The 23259-nt window shown below is 64.1% G+C and carries 26 protein-coding genes, 1 tRNA gene and 3 pseudogenes; 19 read left to right on the plus strand and 11 right to left on the minus strand.

The window, feature by feature from the left end; all coding sequences use genetic code 11:
• Positions 1-46 precede the first annotated feature (46 nt).
• Positions 47-946, minus strand: a complete 900-nt coding sequence (locus ACYQ0R_RS11965) for a dihydrodipicolinate synthase family protein (RefSeq protein WP_459824052.1) — start codon at positions 944-946, stop codon at positions 47-49.
• An 84-nt stretch (positions 947-1030) separates the two neighbouring features.
• Entirely contained in the window at positions 1031-2140 is a 1110-nt protein-coding gene (locus ACYQ0R_RS11970) for a M24 family metallopeptidase (RefSeq protein ID WP_459824054.1), read from the minus strand.
• Positions 2141-2456: 316 nt separating this feature from the next.
• On the opposite strand from ACYQ0R_RS11970, the gene ACYQ0R_RS11975 reads away from it, so the two are divergent.
• Positions 2457-2687, plus strand: coding sequence for a DUF7543 family protein (locus tag ACYQ0R_RS11975; RefSeq protein ID WP_459824056.1), 231 nt, complete (start codon positions 2457-2459; stop codon positions 2685-2687).
• An 84-nt stretch (positions 2688-2771) separates the two neighbouring features.
• On the opposite strand, the gene ACYQ0R_RS11980 is transcribed toward ACYQ0R_RS11975, so the two are convergent.
• Genes ACYQ0R_RS11980 through ACYQ0R_RS11995 form a run of 4 tightly spaced genes read right to left on the minus strand, consistent with a single transcriptional unit; the run spans position 2772 to position 4753 of the window.
• Positions 2772-2993, minus strand: a complete 222-nt coding sequence (locus tag ACYQ0R_RS11980) for a 30S ribosomal protein S14 (RefSeq protein ID WP_459824058.1) — start codon at positions 2991-2993, stop codon at positions 2772-2774.
• Positions 2990-3247 (minus strand): hypothetical protein, encoded by a 258-nt coding sequence (locus ACYQ0R_RS11985; protein ID WP_459824061.1) that lies wholly within the window; start codon positions 3245-3247, stop codon positions 2990-2992. The genes ACYQ0R_RS11980 and ACYQ0R_RS11985 overlap by 4 nt, the downstream gene beginning before the upstream one ends.
• 23 nt (positions 3248-3270) lie before the next feature.
• Positions 3271-3468, minus strand: coding sequence for a DUF7511 domain-containing protein (locus tag ACYQ0R_RS11990; protein WP_459824064.1), 198 nt, complete (start codon positions 3466-3468; stop codon positions 3271-3273).
• A 10-nt stretch (positions 3469-3478) separates the two neighbouring features.
• The gene (locus ACYQ0R_RS11995) at positions 3479-4753 is read right to left on the minus strand and encodes a GTP-binding protein (RefSeq protein ID WP_459824067.1); all 1275 of its coding nucleotides are present in this window, start codon (positions 4751-4753) and stop codon (positions 3479-3481) included.
• Between the two features lie 102 nt (positions 4754-4855).
• On the opposite strand from ACYQ0R_RS11995, the gene ACYQ0R_RS12000 reads away from it, so the two are divergent.
• Positions 4856-6124, plus strand: a complete 1269-nt coding sequence (locus ACYQ0R_RS12000; protein ID WP_459824069.1) for an FAD/NAD(P)-binding protein — start codon at positions 4856-4858, stop codon at positions 6122-6124.
• Positions 6125-6170: 46 nt separating this feature from the next.
• Here ACYQ0R_RS12000 and ACYQ0R_RS12005 read toward each other — a convergent pair whose 3' ends face one another.
• Complete coding sequence (locus tag ACYQ0R_RS12005) at positions 6171-6533, minus strand: VOC family protein (protein ID WP_459824072.1); 363 nt, start codon at positions 6531-6533, stop codon at positions 6171-6173.
• 111 nt (positions 6534-6644) lie between these two features.
• A complete protein-coding gene (locus ACYQ0R_RS12010) occupies positions 6645-6926 on the minus strand; it encodes a DNA-directed RNA polymerase subunit L (RefSeq protein WP_459824075.1) in 282 nt (93 codons plus the stop codon).
• 98 nt (positions 6927-7024) lie between these two features.
• Here ACYQ0R_RS12010 and acs point away from each other — a divergent pair, with 98 nt between their 5' ends.
• From acs to ACYQ0R_RS12055, 9 genes are all read left to right on the plus strand, one after another.
• Positions 7025-9013 carry an acetate--CoA ligase gene (gene acs / locus ACYQ0R_RS12015; RefSeq protein WP_459824078.1) on the plus strand — a complete coding sequence of 663 codons (1989 nt, stop codon included), beginning with the start codon at positions 7025-7027 and terminating at the stop codon, positions 9011-9013.
• The gene (locus tag ACYQ0R_RS12020; protein ID WP_459825758.1) at positions 8979-9725 is read left to right on the plus strand and encodes an ABC transporter permease; all 747 of its coding nucleotides are present in this window, start codon (positions 8979-8981) and stop codon (positions 9723-9725) included. The genes acs and ACYQ0R_RS12020 overlap by 35 nt, the downstream gene beginning before the upstream one ends.
• Positions 9726-9772: 47 nt before the next feature.
• The gene (locus ACYQ0R_RS12025) at positions 9773-10309 is read left to right on the plus strand and encodes a hypothetical protein (RefSeq protein WP_459824079.1); all 537 of its coding nucleotides are present in this window, start codon (positions 9773-9775) and stop codon (positions 10307-10309) included.
• Positions 10310-10319: 10 nt separating this feature from the next.
• Positions 10320-11141 (plus strand): hypothetical protein, encoded by an 822-nt coding sequence (locus tag ACYQ0R_RS12030; protein WP_459824082.1) that lies wholly within the window; start codon positions 10320-10322, stop codon positions 11139-11141.
• Positions 11138-11653: a hypothetical protein gene (locus ACYQ0R_RS12035; protein WP_459824084.1), complete on the plus strand. Its 516-nt coding sequence runs from the start codon at positions 11138-11140 to the stop codon at positions 11651-11653. Before ACYQ0R_RS12030 ends, ACYQ0R_RS12035 begins: the two co-directional genes overlap by 4 nt.
• A 189-nt stretch (positions 11654-11842) precedes the next feature.
• On the plus strand, positions 11843-13111 hold the full coding sequence (locus ACYQ0R_RS12040; RefSeq protein WP_459824086.1) for a DUF418 domain-containing protein: 1269 nt from the start codon (positions 11843-11845) through the stop codon (positions 13109-13111).
• A 329-nt stretch (positions 13112-13440) separates the two neighbouring features.
• Positions 13441-13707 carry an AbrB/MazE/SpoVT family DNA-binding domain-containing protein gene (locus ACYQ0R_RS12045; RefSeq protein ID WP_459824089.1) on the plus strand — a complete coding sequence of 89 codons (267 nt, stop codon included), beginning with the start codon at positions 13441-13443 and terminating at the stop codon, positions 13705-13707.
• A gap of 3 nt (positions 13708-13710) precedes the next feature.
• Positions 13711-14112: a PIN domain-containing protein gene (locus ACYQ0R_RS12050; RefSeq protein WP_459824092.1), complete on the plus strand. Its 402-nt coding sequence runs from the start codon at positions 13711-13713 to the stop codon at positions 14110-14112.
• Positions 14113-14391: 279 nt separating this feature from the next.
• A complete protein-coding gene (locus tag ACYQ0R_RS12055) occupies positions 14392-15858 on the plus strand; it encodes a DUF6498-containing protein (protein ID WP_459824094.1) in 1467 nt (488 codons plus the stop codon).
• Positions 15859-16225: 367 nt separating this feature from the next.
• Here the strand turns inward: ACYQ0R_RS12055 and ACYQ0R_RS12060 are convergent, their stop codons facing one another.
• Positions 16226-17050, minus strand: a complete 825-nt coding sequence (locus ACYQ0R_RS12060; RefSeq protein WP_459824097.1) for a DUF7847 domain-containing protein — start codon at positions 17048-17050, stop codon at positions 16226-16228.
• 272 nt (positions 17051-17322) lie between these two features.
• Here ACYQ0R_RS12060 and ACYQ0R_RS12065 point away from each other — a divergent pair, with 272 nt between their 5' ends.
• The 4 genes and pseudogenes from ACYQ0R_RS12065 (at position 17323) to ACYQ0R_RS12080 (ending at position 19154) form a co-directional block, all read left to right on the plus strand.
• Positions 17323-18036 carry a DUF3267 domain-containing protein gene (locus ACYQ0R_RS12065; protein WP_459824100.1) on the plus strand — a complete coding sequence of 238 codons (714 nt, stop codon included), beginning with the start codon at positions 17323-17325 and terminating at the stop codon, positions 18034-18036.
• Between the two features lie 102 nt (positions 18037-18138).
• A pseudogene (locus ACYQ0R_RS12070) lies at positions 18139-18228 on the plus strand (NADH-quinone oxidoreductase subunit D-related protein); the annotation flags it as partial.
• A gap of 120 nt (positions 18229-18348) precedes the next feature.
• Positions 18349-18639 carry a hypothetical protein gene (locus ACYQ0R_RS12075; protein WP_459824103.1) on the plus strand — a complete coding sequence of 97 codons (291 nt, stop codon included), beginning with the start codon at positions 18349-18351 and terminating at the stop codon, positions 18637-18639.
• A complete protein-coding gene (locus tag ACYQ0R_RS12080) occupies positions 18636-19154 on the plus strand; it encodes a PIN domain-containing protein (protein ID WP_459824106.1) in 519 nt (172 codons plus the stop codon). Before ACYQ0R_RS12075 ends, ACYQ0R_RS12080 begins: the two co-directional genes overlap by 4 nt.
• A gap of 153 nt (positions 19155-19307) precedes the next feature.
• Here ACYQ0R_RS12080 and ACYQ0R_RS12085 read toward each other — a convergent pair.
• Positions 19308-19380: transfer RNA gene (locus ACYQ0R_RS12085), tRNA-Arg, on the minus strand.
• A gap of 197 nt (positions 19381-19577) precedes the next feature.
• On the opposite strand from ACYQ0R_RS12085, the pseudogene ACYQ0R_RS12090 reads away from it, so the two are divergent.
• Together ACYQ0R_RS12090 and ACYQ0R_RS12095 are read left to right on the plus strand one after the other, a co-directional pair.
• Positions 19578-21065 (plus strand): annotated as a pseudogene (locus ACYQ0R_RS12090) (PAS domain-containing protein); the annotation flags it as partial.
• A gap of 131 nt (positions 21066-21196) precedes the next feature.
• Complete coding sequence (locus ACYQ0R_RS12095; protein WP_459824109.1) at positions 21197-21550, plus strand: DUF192 domain-containing protein; 354 nt, start codon at positions 21197-21199, stop codon at positions 21548-21550.
• A 19-nt stretch (positions 21551-21569) separates the two neighbouring features.
• Here the strand turns inward: ACYQ0R_RS12095 and ACYQ0R_RS12100 are convergent.
• Positions 21570-22046: pseudogene (locus tag ACYQ0R_RS12100) on the minus strand (FtsZ/tubulin family protein); the annotation flags it as partial.
• A gap of 97 nt (positions 22047-22143) precedes the next feature.
• Between ACYQ0R_RS12100 and ACYQ0R_RS12105 the strand changes: the two are divergent.
• The gene (locus ACYQ0R_RS12105) at positions 22144-22698 is read left to right on the plus strand and encodes a DUF7310 family coiled-coil domain-containing protein (protein WP_459824112.1); all 555 of its coding nucleotides are present in this window, start codon (positions 22144-22146) and stop codon (positions 22696-22698) included.
• A 2-nt stretch (positions 22699-22700) separates the two neighbouring features.
• On the plus strand, positions 22701-23252 hold the full coding sequence (locus ACYQ0R_RS12110) for a DUF7311 family protein (RefSeq protein ID WP_459824115.1): 552 nt from the start codon (positions 22701-22703) through the stop codon (positions 23250-23252).
• Positions 23253-23259 lie beyond the last annotated feature (7 nt).

Genomic DNA, 23259 nt, shown 5'->3' on the forward strand with positions numbered 1-23259 from the left:
CGCACGTTCCTTCCTTTCGGCGGTACAGGCGTCGACGAGCAGGCTTTCAGTCCAGTAACCCGACAAGCGGTGCCGCGATCGCGTCCGGCTCGGCCGCTTTCAGCGGCGGGCGCACCCTGGCGCTCTCGATCACGTCGCGCTCGCACAGCGCGGTCTTCGTCGCTGGCGCGAACCCGTACTCGAGGCAGGCGTCGAACAGCGCGCCGATCCCCTCGTGTAACTCCTCGGCGCGAGCGGCGGAGGACTCTCCCTCGCTCGTCCGTGCGAGCCGAGAGAGCTCCGCGAACGCCGACGGGACCACGTTCGAGAGTGCGTGCACCCCGCCGGTCGCGCCCATCCGAAGCGACGGGAGGAGCAGCGCGTCGAACCCCTGCAGGAGCACGAACTCCTCGGGCGTCTCGCGAAGTAGCCGGCAGAACCCGGCGAAGTCGCCGCTCGAGTCCTTCATTCCGACGACGTTCGAGTGGTCGGCGAGCGCGACGACCGTCTCGGGCGACAGCGGATTCCCCGTACACGAGGGGATGTCGTAGACGAACACGGGGAGGGTCGCGTCGTCGGCGATCCGTTCGAGAAACCGTCGGTTTCCGCCCTCGCCGGACTCGGCGTGAAAGTACGGGGGCGTGACGACGACGGCGTCGGCACCGGCATCGGCCGCCCGGTCCGTATGCGCCAGCACGTCCGGGATCGCGGTGTCGGCGACGCCCGCGAGGACGGGGCGACCGCCGGCGTTCGCGACGGTCGTCTCGACGACGGCAGCGCGCTCCGCGGCGGTAAGGCTCGCGAACTCTCCCGTCGTGCCGTTCGGGAACAGTCCGGCGACACCCCCCTCGACGGCGTGCGTGACGACGTTCGCGAGCGCGTCGTGGTCGACCGTCTCTCCGTCCGGTCCGTCGAACGGCGTCACGAGCGGCGGCGTGACGCCACGAACTGCCGATCCGAGCTCCATGCCGGCCCGTCCGACGCCATCCACCTAGCCGTTTCCCTCGCGGCGAAACGCGGCTCGTCGGCCAACCTCCATGGCTTCGGATGCTCACCGCCAGCCGCGGTCGGTCGTGTTCAGACGTTCGACGCCGTCGGCCGTGACGACGACGAGGTCCTCGATCCGGCAGCCGAACTCGCCGTCGAGATACACGCCTGGCTCGACGGAGAACACCATCCCCGGCTCCAGTTCCCGGTCGTTACCGGCGACGAGATACGGCTCCTCGTGGACGTCGAGCCCGACGCCGTGGCCCGTCCGATGGATGAACGCGTCGCCGTAGCCGGCCTCCGCGATGACGTCTCGGGCGGCGCGGTCGACCGTCGCCGCGGGAACGCCCGGATCGACCGCGTCCACAGCGGCGGCCTGCGCCTCTCGGACGACCTCGTGGGCGCGGCGGTACGTCTCCGGCGGTGTCCCGCCGAACGCGAGTGTGCGCGTCTGGTCCGAGGGATAGCCGTCGACCCGGGTGCCGAAATCGACGACGACCGGCTCGCCGGTGCGGATCGCCGTGTCTCCGGGATGGTGGTGTGGCTTCGCACCGTTCTCGCCCGCGGCGACGATCGTCTCGAAGGCGGGCTCGGTCCCGCCGTGTGCGGTCAGCCGGTCGTCGATCCAGTCCGCGAGTTCGGCTTCGGTCCGGCCGACCACGTCGGCTCCGAGCTCCCGCAGCTCCTCGACGACGGTGTCGGCGATCCCGGCCGCCTCGCGGAGCGCCGCCAGCTCCGTCTCGTCCTTCCGGATGCGGAGGTCCGCGAGCGCCTCGCTCGCGAGTCCCCACGTCGCGTCCGGCGCGGCGGTCCGGAGATCCTGCGTGAACCGCGCCCACATCGTATCGTCGACGAGGAGGTGACCCGCCCGCACGCCACGGTCGGCGAGCAGTTCGCGAACCGCGACGACCGGATCGTCGCCGTCGCTCCACGTTCGGATGTCATCGACCGACGTGGCGTCGCGAATCCGGGCGGCGGACAGCTTCGGAACGAGGAATCCCGGGTCGCCGCCGGCGGGGACGACGAGAAGCAGGTGGCGCTCGCCGGGCTCTTCCGTGTAGCCCGTAAGGTACTGGAGGTTCCGGCTCGGGAAACAGACGATCGCGTCGGCCTCGGTCTCGCGGCACCGCCTCGCCGCTCGCTTTCGTCGTCTCACGTACACATCATCGGACATACAGAAGATCCGTCCGACACGAATATATAAATGAAGGTGTCGAGCGGGTCGTATAAGCAGCGCGTTACTATATGCTCGGATGCGCTATTCGTACTCATGGCAGCCCAGGATTCAGCGACGTTTGAATGTCCGAAATGTGAAACTACGGCGCCGTCCACGTCGGTGCCGTACGACACCCTCGGCTACCCCGTCTGCCCGCGGTGTAAGTACACTCCCGGACCCGATACGGAGGGTTGACGCGGTTCGACGGACCGCCGAGCGGAGCGTGGAACCGCGGACCCGCACGCTTATCCCGACGCCGGCGACCCTTTCGAGTATGGAGTGGACGCGTTCGCGTGCGGACGATGTCGTGACGGAGTGGGAGCGGTCGGACGGGTACGCGACGGTGCGGCTTCGCAGACGAACCGACGGCGGTGCCGTCGTTCGCCTCGACGTGATGGAACAGGCGGCCGACGGGCGCGTGTACGAGCGCGAGCGCTACGACGACCCCGCCGACGCCGCCGACCGAGCAGTCGAGTGGCGCGAGTCGTACACGCACAGCGAGTGATCCGCCTCGGCCTGTCGTTTCCGTAGCCAAACGACCGATCTCATCCAATACGAGGTGGAGGCCGCTTCGGTCCGTTCCGACCGGTCAGTCGTACTTTCGAAACCCCATCTCGCGGGCCAGCTCTCGGAACGACTGTCGACACAGCCAGATATCGTACGCCCCAACCAGCCCCTGTTCCCGTCCGGTGTCACGACAGACGCGTCGCTGCTCCGACCGTCGCGTCTCCGCTCCGTCCGCATCGGTACTCGGTTCGCTCGCGGAGCCCGTCGCCCCGTCCGTGGAAGTCGACGCCTCGCGTTCCGTCATGCCAACGTCTCCGCTCTCCGTCTCAGCGACGGGTCGACAGTTTGGTCCTCGGCGAGCTCCTCGAGAGTCGCCGCGGCGTTACACCCGGCGAGTCCGTTGAGGGCGCGTCGGCGGAACTCGCCGGGGAGCCCGTCCATTCGGACGAGGATCGCGAGGTTCGTCGTCTCGCCCGCTCGTGCGAGTTCGTCGATCGCTTCGTGGCGCTTCGTCGGCGATACGTGCTTGTTGACCGCAGTTTGAAACGTCGTGGACATCGGTTGCTTGGAATGGTGATGTGTTACCGTCGCTCCTCGAGCGTGCAGTACGAGCCTTCGTGGGCCGACAGCCACGCCGTCACCAGCGAGTCCTCGGAGGCGATCGAGTAGATCGTACACAGATCGCCTTCCGAGTCGGTCGATTCGACGACCGCGAGACACTCCGGTGTCGGCTTTCTTCCTGCCGGTGGGGTCGTCGCTTCCGGCCCGCGATCGGTCACACGGCCGCGTTCAGTCCGCGATTCCGATCTCTTCTTGTCCGTCATTTTCGGGAGACTCCGTCTCGTCCTCGGTCGCTTCCTCGGCAGCCTCGAACGTCGGGAACCGGTCGTCGAACGCCTCCCAGTCGGCCTCCATCTCCTCGGCGGTGAGGAGACAGCGCTCGAGGCGGTCGCGGATCGACTCGTGGTCCATCTCGGTTCCGATGACGACCAGTCGCGTTCCGCGATCCCCCCACTCGTCGTCCCACTCCTCCGCGAGTTCGGGGTGTGTCTCGAACTGCTCGACGCGCTCCTCGGCCGGTAAGGCAGCGACCCAGCGTCCGGCGGGTGCCACCCGGATCGATCGCCCGGCGACGTTCAGCATGAGCGCCATCTCCTCGCGGCCGGCGAGCCAGAAGTGGCCTTTCGACCGGACGACCGTCTCGGGGAACGCGTCGAGCAGGTCGGCGAACCGCTCGGGGTGAAACGGTCGCCGTGCCTCGAAGACGAACGAGGTGACGCCGTGCTCCTCCTCGGCAGACTCGTGTGGCTCCTGCAGCTCCCGCATCCAGCCGGCAGATCGACTCGCTTCCTCGAAGTCGAATCGGCCGGTGTCGACGATACTGTCGGGGGCGACTTCGCCGTGGGTCGTCCGAACGATCTCGGCCCGTGGCTGGAGCGTCTCGAGCGTCGCCTCGACCTCGGCGAGCGTCTCCTCGTCGACGAGGTCACATTTGTTCAACAGGAGGATGTCACAGAACTCGACCTGCTCGACGAGCAGATCGCCGAGATGTTTTTTCGTGCCGTCGTCGTCGAGGATCTCGTCCGACTGCATCGCCTCCATGAACTGATGGGCATCGACGACCGTCACCGTCGTATCGAGGTGGCAGTTCTCGAGCGGCTCGACGCCGGTTTCCTCGTAGAACTCGGTCGGATCGAGATCCGACTGGTCGAAGCCGAGCGTCAGCGTCTGCGCGACGGGAAGCGGCTCGGCGACGCCCGTCGACTCGACGACGACCGCATCGAACTCGCGGTCGCGTGTGAGTCCACCGATCGCGTCGAGCAGGTCGCCGCGCAGCTCACAGCAGATACAACCGTTCGAGAGCTCGATGAGCTCCTCGTCATCCGCCGAAATGTCGGAGGATTCGGCGACGAGATCCGCGTCGACGTTGACTTCGCCCATGTCGTTGACGAGGACGGCGAGGTCCCGGTCGCCGCTCTCGCGGAGCACGTGATTGAGCGTCGTCGTCTTCCCGGCACCGAGCGTCCCTGACAGCACCGTCACGGGTATCGTCTCTCCGGCCATGTATTACTAATGTAGGCATACAAAGTAATATATCTTATTATCTTATTCAAAATTCTTATTAACACCTGCGGGCTGGTTTCGAGTACGGATGCGACGCATCGTATGACGACACGCAACTCACCCCGACGGCTCGATTGTGCGATCGTTGGAGGCGGAGTCCATGGCAGCTACCTCCTCCAGCGGCTTCTCGAAGACACCCCGGTCGACAGATCCGACGTACGCATCATCGATCCCCACGAGCGACTGCTCGCCTCGTTTCAGGAGAAGGCAGCCGCCTGCGGGATGGAGCGGCTCCGATCGACGTTCGTCCACCACGTCGGTACGGAGCCGTTCGGTCTCGAGAGCTTCGCCGAGGGGCACGACCGAACGGACGAGCTCGTTCCGACGGTCGATTACCCGGCGCGGCCGTCGCTCGAGCTGTTTTCCGACTACGCCGAGGCCGTCGTCGAGCGGAAGGGGCTCGACACGCTCCACCGACGCGCTACCGTCGAGGCGATCCACGACCGCTCCGGTGCGGCCGGGCTCCGGCTCGAGACGACCACGGGACCGGTCGTCACGAACCACTGTGTTCTGGCGATCGGCCACGGCGACCGGTACCGATGGCCGGACTGGGCGAGCGGTCTCGACCGCATCGACCACGTCTGGGAGGGGTTCGATCCCGCGGCGTCGGTCGACCGAACCATCGTCGTCGGCGGGGGTATCACGGCGACACAGCTCGCGTGCGAGCTGAGCGAGAGCCAGTCGGTGGTGCTGCTCACCCGACACCCGCTCGAGTGGGAGGTGTCCGAGGCGGATCCACCGTGGATCAACTGGTCGCACATCGAGGAGAACCTCCACGTCCATCCGCCGGGGTCGCGCGAGCGGTTCGAGGTGGTCGAGAACGCTCGGCACACGGCGACGGTTCCGCCGTACCTCTACACGGAGCTCGACGAGCGAACCGCAGACGACTCGATCACCCTCGTTCAGGGATGTGTCGAGTCGGCCGCGAGCGACGACGAGTCTGTTCGGCTCGCGCTGGACCACGGGATGGAGCTGCTCGGCGACCGCGTCGTGCTCGCGACCGGGTTCGAGCCGGTGTTCGAGCATCCGTTCGTCGACACCGTCGCCGAGGCGCTCGACCTCGGTCGGGGGTACCGGGGCATTCCGATCCTCGACGACGACACGCTCGCTTGGCGGCGCTCCGACGGCGGCTCCGCCCCGCTGTACGTCACGGGAGCGCTGGCCCTCGGCACGGTGGGGCCGTACGCGCCGAACATTCCGGGTGCGAGACGCGCGGCGGACCGGATCGTGCCCGGTATCTCCCGCGGGATCGACCGGCCGGCGTCCGACGGCACGACCGAGCGACTACCGGAACCGGACGCATCCGACTGAGCCCGACTCTTCGCTCCGTCCGACCCAGCCGGGTCTCTCGTCTCGTTCACTCGCCGATCGCCCGTCGATCCTCCGCATCGAGGAACGTCTGACACTCCACGGTACGCCCGTCCGGATCCACCCCGAAGCACTGATATATGTCGTACGTCGCGTTTTCGCGCGGTTCGTCGACCGCGGCGTCGCCGAGACGATCGTATGCGGCGTCGACCCCGGCCCGGTCGGGGAAGACGAACGTCAGTGTTCCGCAGTCGTCGGTGTGGTCACGCTCACAGAATCCGAACAGAAACCCGTCGTACCCGAGTATCGTGCAGTCGGGCTGTTCGAGTCGAACCACCGCATCAAAGACGTCGAGGTAAAATTCGACGATTTCGTGTCGCTGCTCCGTCGCGTGGAAGACGATACCCGTCATGCTCGGTCGAACGGTCTAAGAGTGATAAAGGCGTCGGGGTCGCTGATGCAGCGGGATGAAACCGAGCGACGTAGGCTCCGCGACGCTGAGCCGGCGTATCGTCGAACGGCGCTACGATGCCGACTGCACCGCGTCGCGAAGCGCGGCGGTGCGTTCCGTAATGTCGGCTGCGGCCGCCTCGAGGGCATCGAGTGGGTCGCCGGACTCGGCTTTCACCGTCAGGATCGGCTCGGTCTGTCCGCCCGACTGCTCCGGATTGACGTCGTACGTCGCCGCGGCGACCGCGTCGGTCTCCAACAGCGCACCCTTCAACACGTTCATGAACGTGTGATCTTCGCCGGCGATCTCGATGCGGAGTTCCGCGTCGGTTTTCTCGATGACCCGCAGTTCCATACCGTCGTTCCGCCCGAGCGGCGTTTCAACCTTTCGTCTCCGGGATTCCCGGGATCCCGACGGTTTATTATTATTGATTCGTTGTGTACGGCCGTATCATGACAGACGGTGACGGTCAACTGGAAGCCCGACTGGAAGAGCAGGCGGTGTTCGAGCCCCCGGCGGCGTTCGTCGAGGGCGCGAACGTCTCCGACGAGGGAATCTACGAGACGTTCGAGGAGAACTGGCCGGCGTGTTGGGAGGCCGCGGCCGACCTTCTCGAGTGGGAGACGGGGTACGACCAGGTGCTGGACGACAGCAACCCTCCGTTTTACGAGTGGTTCACGGGTGGCGAGCTGAACGCCTCCGCGAACTGTCTCGACCGTCATCTCGACGAGCGCGGCGACGAGGTCGCGATCGAGTGGGTCGGCGAGCCGGTCGACGAGGCGAACCGCACGTACACGTACGCGGAGCTGCACCGCGAGGTGAACGAGTTCGCGGCGGCGCTGCGCGCACAGGGCGTCGAGGAGGACGACGTCGTCACGATGTACATGCCGATGATCCCGGAGCTGCCGATCGCGATGCTGGCGTGTGCGCGCATCGGCGCGCCTCACAGCGTCGTCTTCGCCGGGTTCTCCGCCGACGCGCTGGCGACCCGGATGAACGCCGCCGACTCCGCGTATCTCGTCACCTGCGACGGCTACTACCGACGCGGCGATCCGCTCGACCACCTCGAGAAGGCGAACGAGGGGCTCGACGGCGTCGACCACGACACGACGACGGTCGTCGTCGACCGCCTGAGCGACAACGGCGATGACTTCGGTCACGCCCTGACCGACGACCAGTCCGACTACGACGAGCTGGTCGCCACACAGGAGGGAGCCGAGGTCGAGCCCGTCACCCGCGACGCCGAGGATATGCTGTTTTTAATGTACACCTCCGGCACGACGGGGAAGCCGAAAGGCGTGAAACACACCACGGGCGGGTATCTCTCGTGGGTGTCGTGGACCTCGCAGGCCGTCCTCGACATCACACCAGAGGACACGTACTTCTGTTCCGCCGATATCGGCTGGATCACCGGCCACTCGTACATCGTCTACGGGCCGCTCGCGCTCGGGACGACGACGATGATGTACGAGGGGACGCCGGATCACCCGGACCGCGACCGCCTGTGGGAGATCATCGACGCGTACGACGCCACCCAGCTGTACACCGCACCCACCGCGATCCGCGCGTTCATGAAGTGGGGGACCGACTACCCGGACCGACACGACCTCTCCAGTCTTCGGCTGCTGGGCACTGTCGGCGAGCCGATCAACCCCCGAGCGTGGAAGTGGTACTACACGCACATCGGGAACGAGGAGTGTCCGGTCGTCGACACGTGGTGGCAGACGGAGACGGGCGGGATGATGGTGACGACGCTGCCCGGCGTCACGGCGATGAAACCGGGCTCCGCCGGGCCGCCACTGCCGGGCGTGGACGTCCGGATCGTCGACGCCGTGGGTGAGGAGGTTGACGCCGGCGAGGCGGGGTATCTCACGGTGCAAAAGCCGTGGCCCGGCATGCTACGAACGCTGTACCGCAACGACGAACGGTACATCGAGGAGTACTGGGCGGAGTACTCCGACGTCGACAGCGACGACCCCGACGACTGGGTGTACTTCCCGGAGGACGGCGCGAAGATCGACGAGGACGGCTACATCACCGTCCTTGGCCGCGTCGACGACGTGATCAACGTCTCCGGACATCGGCTCGGGACGATGGAGATCGAGTCCGCGATCGTCGGCGTCGATGGCGTCGCCGAGGCCGCGGTCGTCGGCGGCGACCACGAGATCAAAGGCGAGGCGGTGTACGCGTACGTGATCACCGAGGACGGCTACGAGGGCACCGACGAGCTGCACGACCGGATCGTCACCGGCGTCGAGGAGGCGATCGGCCCGTTCGCACGGCCGGAGCAGGTCGTTTTCACACCCGACCTGCCGAAGACGCGCTCGGGGAAGATCATGCGTCGGCTGTTGGAGAACATCGCCGACGGCGACGAGCTGGGCAACACGAGCACCCTGCGGAACCCCGATATCGTCGAGGAGATACAGAGACAGGTTCAATAATCTCGGACTTCCGTTTCAGCTTCTCGTCCCGCTTGCGGCAATTTTCGTCGGCTGTTTCACCGTGTCCGGTGAGCGTGCGTCCGGGAGCCTCAGAATGCTCCTCGGGATGCCGCTGTCTCGAACGGAGATCGTCTTAGGCAAACTCGTCGGAGGGTTGGCTGCACTCGCGATCGGGATCGTCGCAGCCGTTGGGTTTGCGATCCTGGTGAGTCTCGGTACGTTCGGTTCCGTTCCGGTTCGGCCACTGGTTGGACTCGGCGTTACGACGGTCCTGTTCGCGTTCGCGTTCGGCGGTCTGTCGATCGGCGTTTCCGCGGCGTCCGCCACGCCTACGCGATCGATCGCCGTCGTCATGGGCGGCTACATGACGATGACGTTTCTCTGGGAGCCAGTCGTCGTGGGGATACACCACGCGGCCCACCTAGTCCTCCCGAGCAGTACCGTCGGAACGTGGGTTCCGTTCCTCGAACGGCTCAACCCGATCGAGGCGTACGCCGACATCGCGACTACGCTGGGGGGCGCTTCGGTGTATCCGTTGCGCATTTCGTTCGGACTGCTTGACCGCGATCCTGGCGCGTCACTCGCTGATCACGTGAGTGGGGGTGTTGCCGGACATCTCGTCGAGCCGTTCTTGATCGGCGTGCTGTGTGCGTGGACGGTGGTGCCAGTCCTGTTCGGCATGGTTCGCCTCCGGGCTGTCGACATCTCGTGATCGTGCTTGGGCGAACACCTATCAAGGCGGCTGTAATACTGCAGAATATGTGGTCCCTCCCCACACAACCCCTCCATCGTGCGTGTACTCGATACGGCCCTGGACGGCTTCCCGGCGCGGATCGGCCAGTCGTCGGCGCAGGCTATGCGGCCGCAAGCGCCGCGCTCGCCGCAACGGTCCTGTTCGCCGTCGGTGCGATCACCGGTGAGACGGTCGGCCTGTTGTCGTCGAACGACGGGGTCGTCTGGTTTGCGTTTGCCGGGCTCGCACTCCCGATCGTGATTCCGACTGCGTTCCTGGTCGGCGTCGCCGTGTGGCGGCTGCTCCCATCGGACGTTCCGTTTTTCGGCCCCGTCACCGGGCTGCTCGGTACGCTCGGGACGTACGTCGCCAGCCTGCTCGCCGTCACGGTCATCCTGACGGTGTCGGCCGTGCTCGGGCTCTCCGGTGCCGACCCCGTGAACGCGGCGGCGTTCTCGTTCGGCGTCATTGCCCTCGGGTTCTCGATTACGTGGTTGGTGACGTTCCCGGTCGGTGCCGTGAGCGGGACCGTGTACACCGCGGTCGTCGAGGAGTCCGAGTGAAGCGATCACGATGAGTTCACCCTCACTTCGCACGCTTCTCGTCGCGACGCTCGGCGGAGTCGCCCACCTCGGCGTCGTCGAGTTCCTGTTCCGTTGGCTCGGTCACGTTCCCGACTCCCTGTGGCCGCTCGCCTCGGTCTCCAGTGCGGTCTTCGTCTTCGCGTTCGGGTTCCTCGCCGTGCTTTGCTCTGCCCACACGCGATTGGTCTCGCCGATCGTCGGGCTCCCCATCCTGCTCGTGTGGGCGACGTATCGGGACGTCGCCTCGCCGGCGCCGAATTGGTCTGAACTCGAGGGGCACCTCGTCGTCGACGGCTCCGTCTACCTGACGAGCTACGTCGGAACGTGGTACGTCTGGCTCGCGACGTTCGTTGTCCTCGCCGCCGTCGAGTACGGCCTCCGTGGTCACCGCGGAATCCGTGGCGAACCACTCCGGAACCTACCCCCGCTGCCGTTGGATCGACGTGCGGCGGTCTTCGTGGCCGGTGCGGTTGGCGGCACGTTCGGCGTGGCCGTCGTGGCGTGGATGGCGCGGATCGGCGTAAATCCGACCGGGATCGTTCCCGTGATCGCCGTGACGACTGCGATCGCCGCTGCGGTCCCGGTCGCTGCCGCCGTCGCCCGTGGACTTGTCACGCCGATCGCGTGTTTCCTCGCGCTCGTCGTGCCGGTCCTCGCGACCCAGACGTTCGTCGGTGGCGAGGGTGGCCCGGTGTTTCTCCTCTTGCTCGGGCCGCTCGCGGTCGGATTCGCGATCGTGGGCTTCCTCGAAGGGCTCCTCCGATCGCGGCTTTCGGGACGATTCGGCGGTGTCGATGGGGTGGACGGATGAGTCGACCGTCGGTTTCGCCCGTTTCACCGTCGATTCTCCGGCGGACGGTGGAACCGGTTTTGGCCGTGCTCACCGTGGTTCTTGCCGTCGTCTGGGTGACCGAGCCAGCGCTCGTCTTCGACGACGGGATCGTCGCCACGATCGTGGGCCCCGCGTTCGTCCCCGCAACCCTGCTCGTTCCGGGACTTCTCGCAGCGTCGGTGCTCGCTCGTGCGGTGCGACACGGCGTGCGACTCGCCTCAACGTTCGTCGGCTCCGATGATCGCGTGCGACGTGACGATACGAGCCCCCGACGGATCGGAGCGTCGCTCGTGTTCGGCGTGCTCGCCGGCTACACGCTCTGGTGGGTCGCGGCGAGCGTGTACGTCCTCGTCGTCGCTGACGGGGGTGGCGTGGTGCTCGCACCGCTGGTCGCGCTCGTCGCCGGTAGCGTTCTCGGCGCGCTCGTCCTCGGTCGAACCGCGCTGGGGTGGGTCCGCCTCAAAAGAGGCACCCCCTCACACGCGAGGTGAAACGGGATAGGCTACCCCGAGTTGTAGACGCTCACACGGTTGTCGTTTCTCGTCCGGCGCCTCCGCCTACTGAAAAGCCGTATGCGACCGGGACGTCGACCACCTCCCCATCCGTCAGCGTGCCGTCTGTGTCGCTGAGGGAACGTTTCAGGAGGCATGTTTAATATCCACTAACGGGACGCCACAGCCGTGCCCTCCAATTCATCCGACGGTCGTGAGTCGGTCTCGAACGCTGACGATTCCGGCCCGACGGCTCCGTCCGATCGTATCGTTAGCCTCGACGCGCTTCGTGGATTTGCGCTGCTTGGGATCTTGGTCATTAATATCTGGCTGTTCGCGCTCCCGACTGTCGCGACGTATAACCCCACCCTCTATGGAGACTTCACCGGCGTGAACTACGTCGCGTGGGTGGTCAGTCACGTGTTCTTCGAGCGGAAGTTCGTCACGCTGTTTACGTTCATGTTCGGCGCCGGAATGGTTCTGTTCTTGGAATCGAAGGAACGGAAGGGTCAGCCCGGGCGGAAACTACACTTCTCCAGAACGTTCTGGCTGCTCGTCATCGGTCTCGGACACGCCTACCTGCTCTGGTATGGCGACATTCTCGTCTTCTACGCGCTCTCCGGGTTCATCGTAGTCTGGGTCTGGCAGTGGCGTCCGCTTCGACAGTTCGTGCTCGGTGCTGTCCTGTTCGCGATCCCATCTCTTCTCTACCTCCTGTTGGGTGTGAGCTATCTCGTGCTTCCCGAGGAGGGTCGACTCCAACTCGAAGAAGAGTTGCTATCCGCGTTCGGCGCGGACTTCTCCCCGGAACGGGAGATCGAGATATATCAGAGCGGCTGGCTCGATCAGGTGACACACCGCGTCCCGATCCTCGTCGAATATCACACGCTCGGGTTCGTCTCGGAGTTGTTCTGGACACTCGGGGGGATGATGCTCGTCGGAATGGCGCTCTACAAGTGGGGGGTGCTCTCCAACAGGCGAAGCACGCGGTTTTACAAACGGCTCCTCGTTGGCGGGGGGAGTGTCGGACTCGCACTCGTTCTCATCGGAGTGTGGGTTCGTGAGGTGGTTGCGTGGGAGACGATCCCCGTACTCACGCTCGCGTTCCAGTTCAATTACTGGGGCGCCCCGATTCTGGCGGTCGGATACATTGGCGGGATAATGCTGCTCTGTCGGTGGTTCCGCGACGGGAGAGTCGTCAACGCGTTGGCTGCGGTCGGACGCACCGCGTTCACGAACTACCTGCTCCAGACGGTCGTTGCGACGACGATCTTCTACGGTCACGGCCTCGGACTGTTCGGACAGGTGAGCCGTATTGAGCTACTAGGGGTGGTCGTCCTGATCTGGGCGATCCAGATTCCGGCGTCGGTGTGGTGGCTGGAACGGTTCCGATTCGGTCCGGTCGAATGGGTCTGGCGGACACTGACGTACCGCCAACGCCAACCGATGCGACGCTGAAAAGGCTTTGTTGAAATACTATTCTTCAGATATATTCTAGCCTGAAACAGCCGGTCGATGAAAGATGCGAACTGACCGGTCGAGATACTACCAGATGAGAATGATACTCACTCTGGTATGCAAGATACAGGGCGCGAATGTGGCACATCGCAGCGACGAAATCAGGATAGATCAATTTGCTCAGTACAGGGGACTCAGGGACCGCTCAGTACGAGATAAGCAGTCGATAAGAGAACGGTCGGTACAGGTAGAGACGGGAAAGTAGACGTGAAATATAGTATAATAACGGGAAAATTTTTGTATCTTCCCGTGCAACACGATAGTACACCATGTCAAAATCGACGGACGAACGAGGACGGATTTATCTCCCAAAAGACGTCCGAGAGAGGTTCGGTAACCAGTACCGCATCGTCGAACTCCCGAGTCATGTCGCTCTCTTCCCCGTCGACGAGGACCCGATAGCGGGGATCCGAGCTGCCGTTGGCGATGCGTTCGTAGAGACGGAAGCCGCCGATCTAAAAACGGACGCACGCGAGGCGATCTCTCGAGAGGTTCGAGAGGAAGCGGAAGCCCGGTCACACGCCGGTGAGGAGTGACCTGTGTACGTCGAAACTGACTTTCTCACAGCGTTAATAAAGGATGATGACTGGCTTCAGGAGGCCGCAATCCGCGCCCTCGACGAGCGCGATGACATTCACACATCGATACTTGCATATGCCGAGGTACTGGTACTGTTCTACGACCGTGAGACTGCCGAGTATGAGATCGACGCACCACGGGCGGTAACCAACCTGCTCGAACTAGTTCCGATCGTCCCGAAAGAACACGAGGACGCGGTTCTGGCCGCCGCAGCGTTCCTCGATGAGTACGAGCTCACACCATTTGACGCACTTCATGCCGGACTCGTCACGACCGGCGAGGAGTGTGTTCTTTCGACCGAGCAGGACTACGACACTGTCGGCCTCGACCGCACACCCTTGGAATCCGCATTTTCGGAGTGACTCTGTCAATAAGCAGGCACATTCTATCGGCTGGTTCAGGATTCATTTGAGGAAAATAAAGCGGTTCTCGTGCTGACTACATCCTCTGTATCTCGATCTCGCACGGTGTTCTTGACAGATGTCGGTAAGATCGTCGCCCTCGCCGGTAGGTGAGTTCTCTGTACTGAGCGATTGATGGGGGCGAAAATCCCAACTACTGAGAATTTCAACAAAGCCGGTGAAAACGGAAGCGGGGTCCCCGTTCCGTATGCTTTTGCAATCCCGTCCGAAACGCACTCTATGCCCTCCACCTCCGATCTCGGACCTCATCGTTCTCCTCTCGGATTCGCTCCGCTCCTTCTAGCGAACCTGATCCCGCTGGGGGGCGTCATCTGGCTGGACTGGGATCCGGCGACGCTCGTGGCCATCTACGCGCTGGAACTGTTGTTCACCTTTCCGCTCGCCGGCGTGAAGGCGCTGTTCGCGGCGCGGCCCCCGCGTACCGATCACGAGGGATCGAGCGTGGTGAGCGTGTCGAACGAACTGACCGAGATGCGCGGCTCCGTCGAACTCGTGTCGTGGCTCCCCCCGCTGTATCCGCGCAACCTACCGTTCGCCACGACCGTCGTCCTCGGCGCCGTCTGGTTCGTGATCGCGGGCGGCGTCGTCCTCTCGAACGTGGTGTCCCTCGGAGACGCCCTCACTCGTCCGGAAGTGCTGGTGAGCGCGCTCGCCCTGGTCGTCGGTCAGTCGATCGAGACGTGGCGCGACTACCTCCGTGGCGGGTACGAGACCGCGTCTGCGTACGCGGTCATCGAGACGCCGGCGAGACAGGCGTTCTTCCTCGTGTTCGTCCTGATGGTGACTCCCGGCATCGGGGTCATCGGCGTCGAGGGCGTGTTGAGTGTGATCGTGCTCGTCAAGCTCCTCATCGAGTGGTCGGCGTATCGCGCCGCCACGGACGGCACCGGACGGGTTACCGGCTGGCTCTCCGGACCGGATCCGTTGGAAACCGATCCGAGCCCGATATCCGTCCCTGACGGGCGTCCTGACGCCGTCGTCTCGACCCAGCGGCGTGCGGCACTGTACGATGCTGTCTTCGACGTGGTCGGAAGCCGCGCACCGTTTCTCGTGATGCCGTTCATCTTCGTGTGGTTCGTCGTGCTGATCGTTCTCGGTGACGGCGCGTCCCCCGTGCTGACAGTCGGCGTCAGCGTTGCCATCGGCGTCGCGTTTCTCGGCTCTCTCACGCTTCGCGTACTGATGGAGTATCTCCGATACGGGTCGCTGGAGTACCGCCGGTACGGCGACGAAATCGTCGCGTACGACACGCTGCTGGCGACACCGCAGTGGTCGGCGTCGATCCCCGTCCTCCGTGACGTGCAGGTCGTCCCGGACCGGCTCGCCGACCGGCTGCTCGACACCCGAACGATCGTCGTCACGACCGGGTGGGGCGACGATGAGACCAGACGGTATCTCGGGCCGACTGCCGACGCCGATCACCTCGTCGACACGTTCGAACTTCCCGTGCGAACAATTGATCTCGATCCGCTCGACCGACGACCGATCGCCGTCGTGCTGGTCTCGCTCGTCGCGTTCGGCGGTGTGGTCGTCGTCCTCGCTATCGGCCCGTGGATACCACTCGGGGAACTGCTGTTCGGTGGACTCACCTACGGCGTCTTCGGGATCCCGATCGGCGGGTTGCTGCTCCGATTCGTCTGGGGGCAGGCGTATTCCGACCGAACGACCGATCCGATCGAACCCTGACCCCGAATGGAGGGCCGAAACGACAGCGGGGGAGAGCTGTCAGCCGGCGTCTACCGTGTCGTCCGTGAGTTGAATATATCCACGGATGAGTTTCTCGCTCAGAAAATGTGATGCGTACTCGTTCGATTCATATCTTTGAGTTCATTTGAAAAATACAGCATCAACGTCAAAACGTGCTGTGACCCGGCATTCATCGTAGTACCCACCCGTGATGCGTACATTCTCTGTACTGACCGATCACTCCTCTCGTAGATCGAGACGAAGCTTCCGCTGCATTCGCGCCCTGTCATCAGCCCGTGAACGAACTTTGCCTTCTCTGTCAGACCGACGTGCAAGATACAGAGGGTAGGTCGTGTTTTCGCAGTGGTCAGCTCCGGGTCTGGTCGGTAAAGAACGTGGTCGTGTACGTGATCCGGAGGGCCTGCCCGACGGCGACCCCACCGAGTAGGACGGCGAGGATAGCGAGGCCCCCGACGAGGTCGAACGTCTCGACGAGGAGGCCGGGGTCAGCGGCGACGCCCCCAAAGAGGTCGTCGACGATGTTTCCGAGAGCTCCCACTCCAGCTGCCACGCCGATCCCGGTGGCGATGAGCCCGTACTCCAGCGCGAGTCGGATCATCGTGAATCCGGCTACCGACATCGGCGCGTCCCGAACCACACTGGCGGCCACCGTCACCGCGTCCATGGCGGAGTGTCCCTCGACGGCGACAGCGGGAAACAGGAACTGCGCGACCATCGCACAGCAGAAGTACACGCCACCGAACACGACCAAAAGAATCCCGACTGCGGCGGTATTGGCGATCTCGGGCAGAGCAATAGCGCTCGCCACGAGCGTTCCCGCGATGACGAGCACGAGCATGAGTGCGAACAGCACGAAGAACGCGGCGAGCCACAGGACGATGAGCAGCGCGTACGCGCCGAGCAGCGAGAGCCAGCGCTCTCGGACGAGGTCGACGCCGACTCCCGTCGATAGCGACCCGGTGAACAGACCGTGGTCGGTGACCGCGTACGCGGCTCCGAGACCGAAGGCTAACACGGGGATCCCCAGTATCCAACCGAGAATGGGAACCACGCTGATGACGACTGACGCGACGAGTGCGACCATCCCGAGGACTCCAACCACCGTGAGCGTGGCAGGCGTTCGATCTGCGAGTCGACGGATTCCGCGGAGGGAGTCGAGTGCGGGTCCCATACGTCGTCGTGCGTAACCGACACCGTAGAAGTTCGGATTGCAGTCGGAGTCTGCCCCGAGCAACCGTCGTCGTTGTGGTGGTCGGTGCGGTACGCTTCTCGTGGTCGTGGTCGAACGAGTCTGGCGGCCACTTCCGCCAACGCCAGCACATGCGGCTCGGATCGTCAGCAAAGAGCAGGTACTGACCGATAATGTCGTAAACGGTTGATGGACCCTGTGGGAATGGTTGGATATACAAAGAGTTTTTGAATAGATATTCAGTACGTGTTTTTATGACCGACAAGAGTCCGATCAAGTTGGTTGAAGCCGAATCTGAGGGTGTCTCTCCGCCGCCAACCCCGGAGGAGTACAGCGATCCGTACCAGTTCACCTACCCCAAGGTGCTCGTTATTTTGGCTGCGATGGTGGTCACCGTTGTCTCGGCCATCGTCTATGGGTGGCTTCTGCTTCAGTTCCAAGAGACCGAGGTTCTGGGGGTCGTGTTCGAAGCCACCGCAGCGGACGAAATCACGGTCGTGTTGCAGCTCGGCGTGGTGGGAATTCCGATGTTGTTTGGGTTTCTGTCCGTCGCTGTCTTCCACGAACTACTCCACGGCGTCGTCTACCAGCGCTACGGCTACGACGTGAACTACGGAGTCTACTGGCGGATGGGAGCGTTCTACGCAGCGGTGTTTCACCAGTTTCACTCTCGGGAACACAATCTTCGCGTCGGCATCGCACCGTTGGTCATCATCACCATCATCTGTCTGCCGTTGCTCGCAGTGCCCATCCCACTGGTCGCCACGACGGCATTTTTCATCCTCGTGTTGAACACTGGCGGCGCGATGGCCGATGTCTACGCACTCTGGCGGTTCTATCGAATGCCCGAGGGAACGCTGTTTTATGACGTCAACATGGATAATCAGTACGTCTTCGAACCGAAGTCAACTGCCTCGGGGTCAAGTGGTTCGAGACGCGGAGCGTCTCGTCATCACAGAAATATTTGATTTCCGTACGACCCCGAGGTATCCGCCTTGTTTCTTGATGAATGGGCGGGAACGGGTACAGAGCCTCTTGGAGGATCTCACCGGTCAGCGGCTGATGTTCAATTACCGGAGATTGCGGAGGGTGAGCATATCCCCGACCTGATCGCTGCGCTTGGAAGTCTCGATACGATTATGGGCGAAGTCGACCGGTAGTGACCGCCTCATCTCTATGCGGACGACATGCCTCTCGAATCGCTTCAGGTCGACTTCGCGCGATAACTCCAGCCGTTTGACGCCGAAACCCTTGTATAGAACGTATACATAGCAAACACTATGCCCACCATCTCCACGCGGGTCCCCGAGGACCTCGAAGCGGAACTCGAAGCCTATCTTGACGAAGAGCGCCTCGACCGGAGCACGGCGGTCAGAAAGCTCCTCTCGGAGGGACTCGAGGCGTGGCGACGCGACCGCGCACTCGAACGCTTCGCCGACGGCGAGGTCTCACTGATACGGGCCGCCGAGTTCGCGGATCTGTCGGTCTGGGAGTTCACGCAGCTCGTCGAGGACGCGGACGCCGCGTGGGTGTCCGGTGACGGCCTCGAAGCCGACCTCGACGAGTTGTGAGCTGGATCTTCGATGCGACCCCGCTGATCTACCTCGCGAAAGCGGAGCAACTCGATGTCATCGAGACGCTGGACGAGCCACGGATCGTTCCGAAGGCGGTCCACCACGAGGTCGTGACGGCCGGCGTCGAACGCGGCTACGACGATGCCCGCCGGATCGAACGCGCCGTGGAAGACGACCGTATCGAAGTAGTCACAGTCGATCTCGACGAATCGGCGGCCGCCGAGCGGCTCCAGCGCCACCCCGGGCTCAGCGACGCCGACGTAGCAGTTCTCGCCTGTGCGGACGGCCGCGACGGGGTCGCTGTGATGGACGAGTCTGCCGGCCGGTCCGCCGCCGCGGTTGAGGACATCGAGACGCGAGGGACCGCGTACCTCATTCTCTCGGCAGTCAAACGGGGAGCGATGACTCACGAACAGGGACGCGAGACGATCGACGCGATGGTCGACGCCGGCTGGTACGTCGCACCTGACATGTATACGAAACTCGTCGGAAAACTGGAGTCGTTCGAGTAGCTCCCGCTTCAGCTGCTTTGATTTAGATGTGCGCGAATCGCAGGAAGGCTCCGACCCCCGTTATGCCGCATAACGAAATCACTCACAGAACGACGGCCGCCTTTATAAGTATCGTACCACCGTCTGTCGGATGTGGACCGTTATGAAAGAGAACGGGCGCGACGGGATTTGAACCCGCGGCATCTTGGTCCGGAACCAAGTGCTCTGTCCGCTGAGCTACGCGCCCTCACGGCCTCATATCCCGGCGGACCGTTTAACGCTTCTGACTGGCAGCGACCGGATCGATGACGGATTCGAGGCCGATATCGGCACGCCGATCGAGGAGGGGCGTCAAAGTATCAGGTGTGATATTTCGAGGTGTGAGCTTAATGCCTCGCTGCGAGACGCTCATGTACGCACATGTCCCCACAGGAGCCACCTCGACCAGCACGTTCCGGAGAGCGTCCGGCTCCGGAAGCGGATCGATGCCTCGTGGGGGTCGCTGCCGACGGTGAGATCGTGTTTGCGGGGCCGTCAGTTCCGGACATGTTGGGGTACGAGCGGTCGACGTTCGTCGGATCAGCGCTTCGCGAGTTCGTCCACCCGTCCGAGCGCGGGGTGATATCCGACGCCGTATCGGGCGTCGCGACCACTCGACGCGTAACCCATCGGTTCCGGCACAAAACGGGAGGATACGTACGAGTGGAGTCGGTCATCGACGACGAACTCGCGCCGGAGTTCGGTGGACGCGTGCTTACGACGCGACGGGTCGATGCCGATCGGACGTTTCCGGAGCAGTTTCGTGCCTTCCTGGAGTACGGTACCGACATCGTCACGGTCGTCGACGCCGAGGGGATCGTTCGGTACGAAAGTCCGTCAGTCGAGGAGGTGCTCGGCTACGAACAGGGGTCGCTCGTGGGACAGTCACCGCTCGGACACGTGCATCCGGACGATCGCGACCGAGTCACGGAGGGGTTCTACCGGGCACTCGATGCGGAGGACGCTACCGGATCACTCGAGTTCCGGTACCGAACCGCCGAGGGCGACTGGGTCTGGCTGGAGTCTCGAACCCGTGCGCTTCCGGACGACGCCGTCACGGGACGACTGATTATCAACTCACGAGAGATAAGCGACCGGAAGCGTCGTGAGAGGCGTCTGACGGACCGCAACGAACGGCTCGATCGGTTTGCGAGCATCGTCTCACACGACCTTCGGAATCCGCTGTCGGTAATTCGTGGATCGATGGAGATGGCGAAACTAAACGACGACACCGAACCACTCGACCGTGGGGTGCGTGGGGTCGAGCGGATCGACCAGCTCATCACGGAGCTTTTGACCCTCGCCAAGCAGGGGCGGCGGATAGACGATCCGATGCAGTTCACGCTCTCCGGCGTCGTCCACGATGCGTGGGAGACCACCGGATCCGACATGGCGCGCTTGGTCGTTCGGAGAGACGCTCGTCTGTACGCCGACCGGAGTCGGATCCGGCAGGCACTCGAGAACCTGTTCCGAAACGCGATCGAACACGGCACCGAACCCGCTGCCGACGACACGAATCCTCGACCGCCATCGGGGGGAATGACGGGGGATCCGGCCACAACGCACGACGCGACACCAACGGTCACCGTCACTGCCACGGACGACGGGTTCCTCGTCGCCGACGACGGTCCAGGTATCGATCCAGCGCAACGAGAGCGCGTGTTCGAGCCCGGGTTTACGACCGAGCCCGACGGGACGGGGTACGGACTCGACATCGTGCGTGAAACCATCGACGCACACGGGTGGTCGATACGCGTCGCCTCCGACCGATCGATCGCCGAGCAGCTGCCCAAGGCGACCGGAGCACGATTCCGAATCACCGCGCCGGGCCCGGCCGACGCGGCCGACGAACCTTGGGTGGATCCCATGGACTCGACGCCCGAACGACGGTAACCGCTCAGGAACCGTCCGCGATCGCCGCCCGGCTCGCGGGACATCCGCCACCTGAGCCGTGAAACCACCCGCTGCCCGGGGCGCGAGATCCCTCCGGGAGGTATTTATCCGATCGTGACCTCCTCGGACGCGTGCGACTCGTGTATCGGCCGGTGGACGGCGACGAGGAACGAACCCTTGCGACCGACGTCGACATCGCCGAGTCGACGCTCGAACAGGCTCGCGGGCTGATGTTCCGGCGGTCGATACCGGACGACTACGCGCTTGTGTTCCCGTTCGACGCGGCAAAACCGCGGACCCTTCACATGCTTTTCGTCCCGTTTGCCATCGACGCGCTGTGGATCGCGAACGGGAAGGTGACGAGACGAACGCGCCTCCGGCCGTTCGTCGGACTCGGACGCGGCAGGGCGGACACGGTCGTCGAGCTCCCCGCAGGCGCCGCCACGGATGTCAGCGTCAGCGACCGGGTCGAGATACGGGAGTGAGCCCGAGTCGGGGGTCGACTCAAAGCAGATCGTCGATCTGGTCGTTGTCGAACGCGGCGACCGGATCCGACTCCTCGTCGCGCTCGTCACGAACCGCCTGTCGCGCTCGCTCCAGGAACGCCTCCACTCGCTGGGAGCGTTCCACCCCGGCAAGCAGTACGATCGCGGCGAGCCGGTCGGATTCGAGCGGAAAGTCACCGCCGCGGAGCTGCATCGATCCGGTTTCCTCTTGAAGCCACGTGCGAGCCTTCTCCGTCCCCTTTCGCGAAATACGGTCCGGGTTGCCGGCGATCGCGAGCAGACCGGCATCGGCGTCGGTCGCGTTCGGCAGCGATAACCCAGTCATCACCGCGCTTCGGGTCGTGCTCATGACCGTGGTGACGTTCTCTCCGGCGTCCTCGGCGGCGGGCGCGGACGCGTACCCGACTGCGGCCATCCCGCCGGCGCGGAGCGTGTTGATGACCTCGCTCGTGTCGACGACCGACTCTCCGACGCCGACGAGAACGGCTTTCATGTCCATACACTGGAGATTCGACTATCATATGTTTTCCCCACCCCCAACTTTAAGTTCGATACCGGGACGAACCCCGCCCATGCCGGAAGAGCCCACCGACGATCGGATCCACGAACGGCTTCGCGCGGTCGAACGGGCCCTGACCGACGACGACCGGACCGTCACGGATCTGCCCGACGACGCGACCGCAGCGGCGGAACGGGAGACGCTCGACGACCGACTGTCGGACGTTGAAGCGCGCGTCGAGGAGCTCGAAGCCGCGACACAGGCGGTCCGTGGCTACGTCGGCGCGATCCGCGCGGTCAACCGCGAGGTCGAGCGGCGAGCCGATCTCGCGCTCGCGAGAGCGACCGACGGAAGCGACACTCACGAAGACGACTGTCGAAGCGAATCGCACGGACGTGGCCCGGCTGCTGTCACTACTGATGACGGCTCGGCGATCGGAGCAGCAGTGCCCGACCGACAGACGACAGCGACAAGCGTGGAGATGGCCGATCCGTGTTCCGGCGAACAGTTGAGCGACGAACACGAGCACTGTGTCGACATCGACGAAAACGACTACGTGGACGAATCACATCCTTCGGATGGCGATCCCGAACGAGACGTTATCTCGCGACTTCGCGAGGTTCTGTAGCAGTGATACGCGTCGTTCTGGTAGTTCTCGTCTCTGTCGCTCTCCTCGCAACCGCGTTGCCCGCGCTCAATGACGCGCGAACGACGACCACGGTCGATCGGCTCGAGACGGAAGGGGAACGACTCGACCGGGCCATCGGATCGCTCGACGCCGAATCGGTCGCGATCGACGATCCGAGTCTCGCGGCACGAACCACGGTGACGCTACGTGCACCGACGGGGATCACGGCCGCACGGATCGACCGACTCGCGCTCGGCGACCCCGAGCGGATCATCGACGTCGATCGAACGGTTCACGATCGGTCGACGATCGGTCGAACGACGACCGCTGAGACGGGCCGAAGCGGCGACCGTTCACTGCCGAACGTGGCGATCGTGTACGTGCTTTCCGACGGGTCGCCCCGCCTCATTCCGGTCACGTCGGCAGGGAGTACCACGTCGATTCGCGTCGTCGATGGACCGATCGAGCTCCGGACGGGCGGCTCGAGCCGGCTCGAGCTCAGACTCGTCGATACGCACGGAACCGGAACCGTACGCGTCGCTCGCGTCCGATGAGTCGGAG

It is taken from the genome of Halorubrum luteum (genome assembly GCF_054652935.1).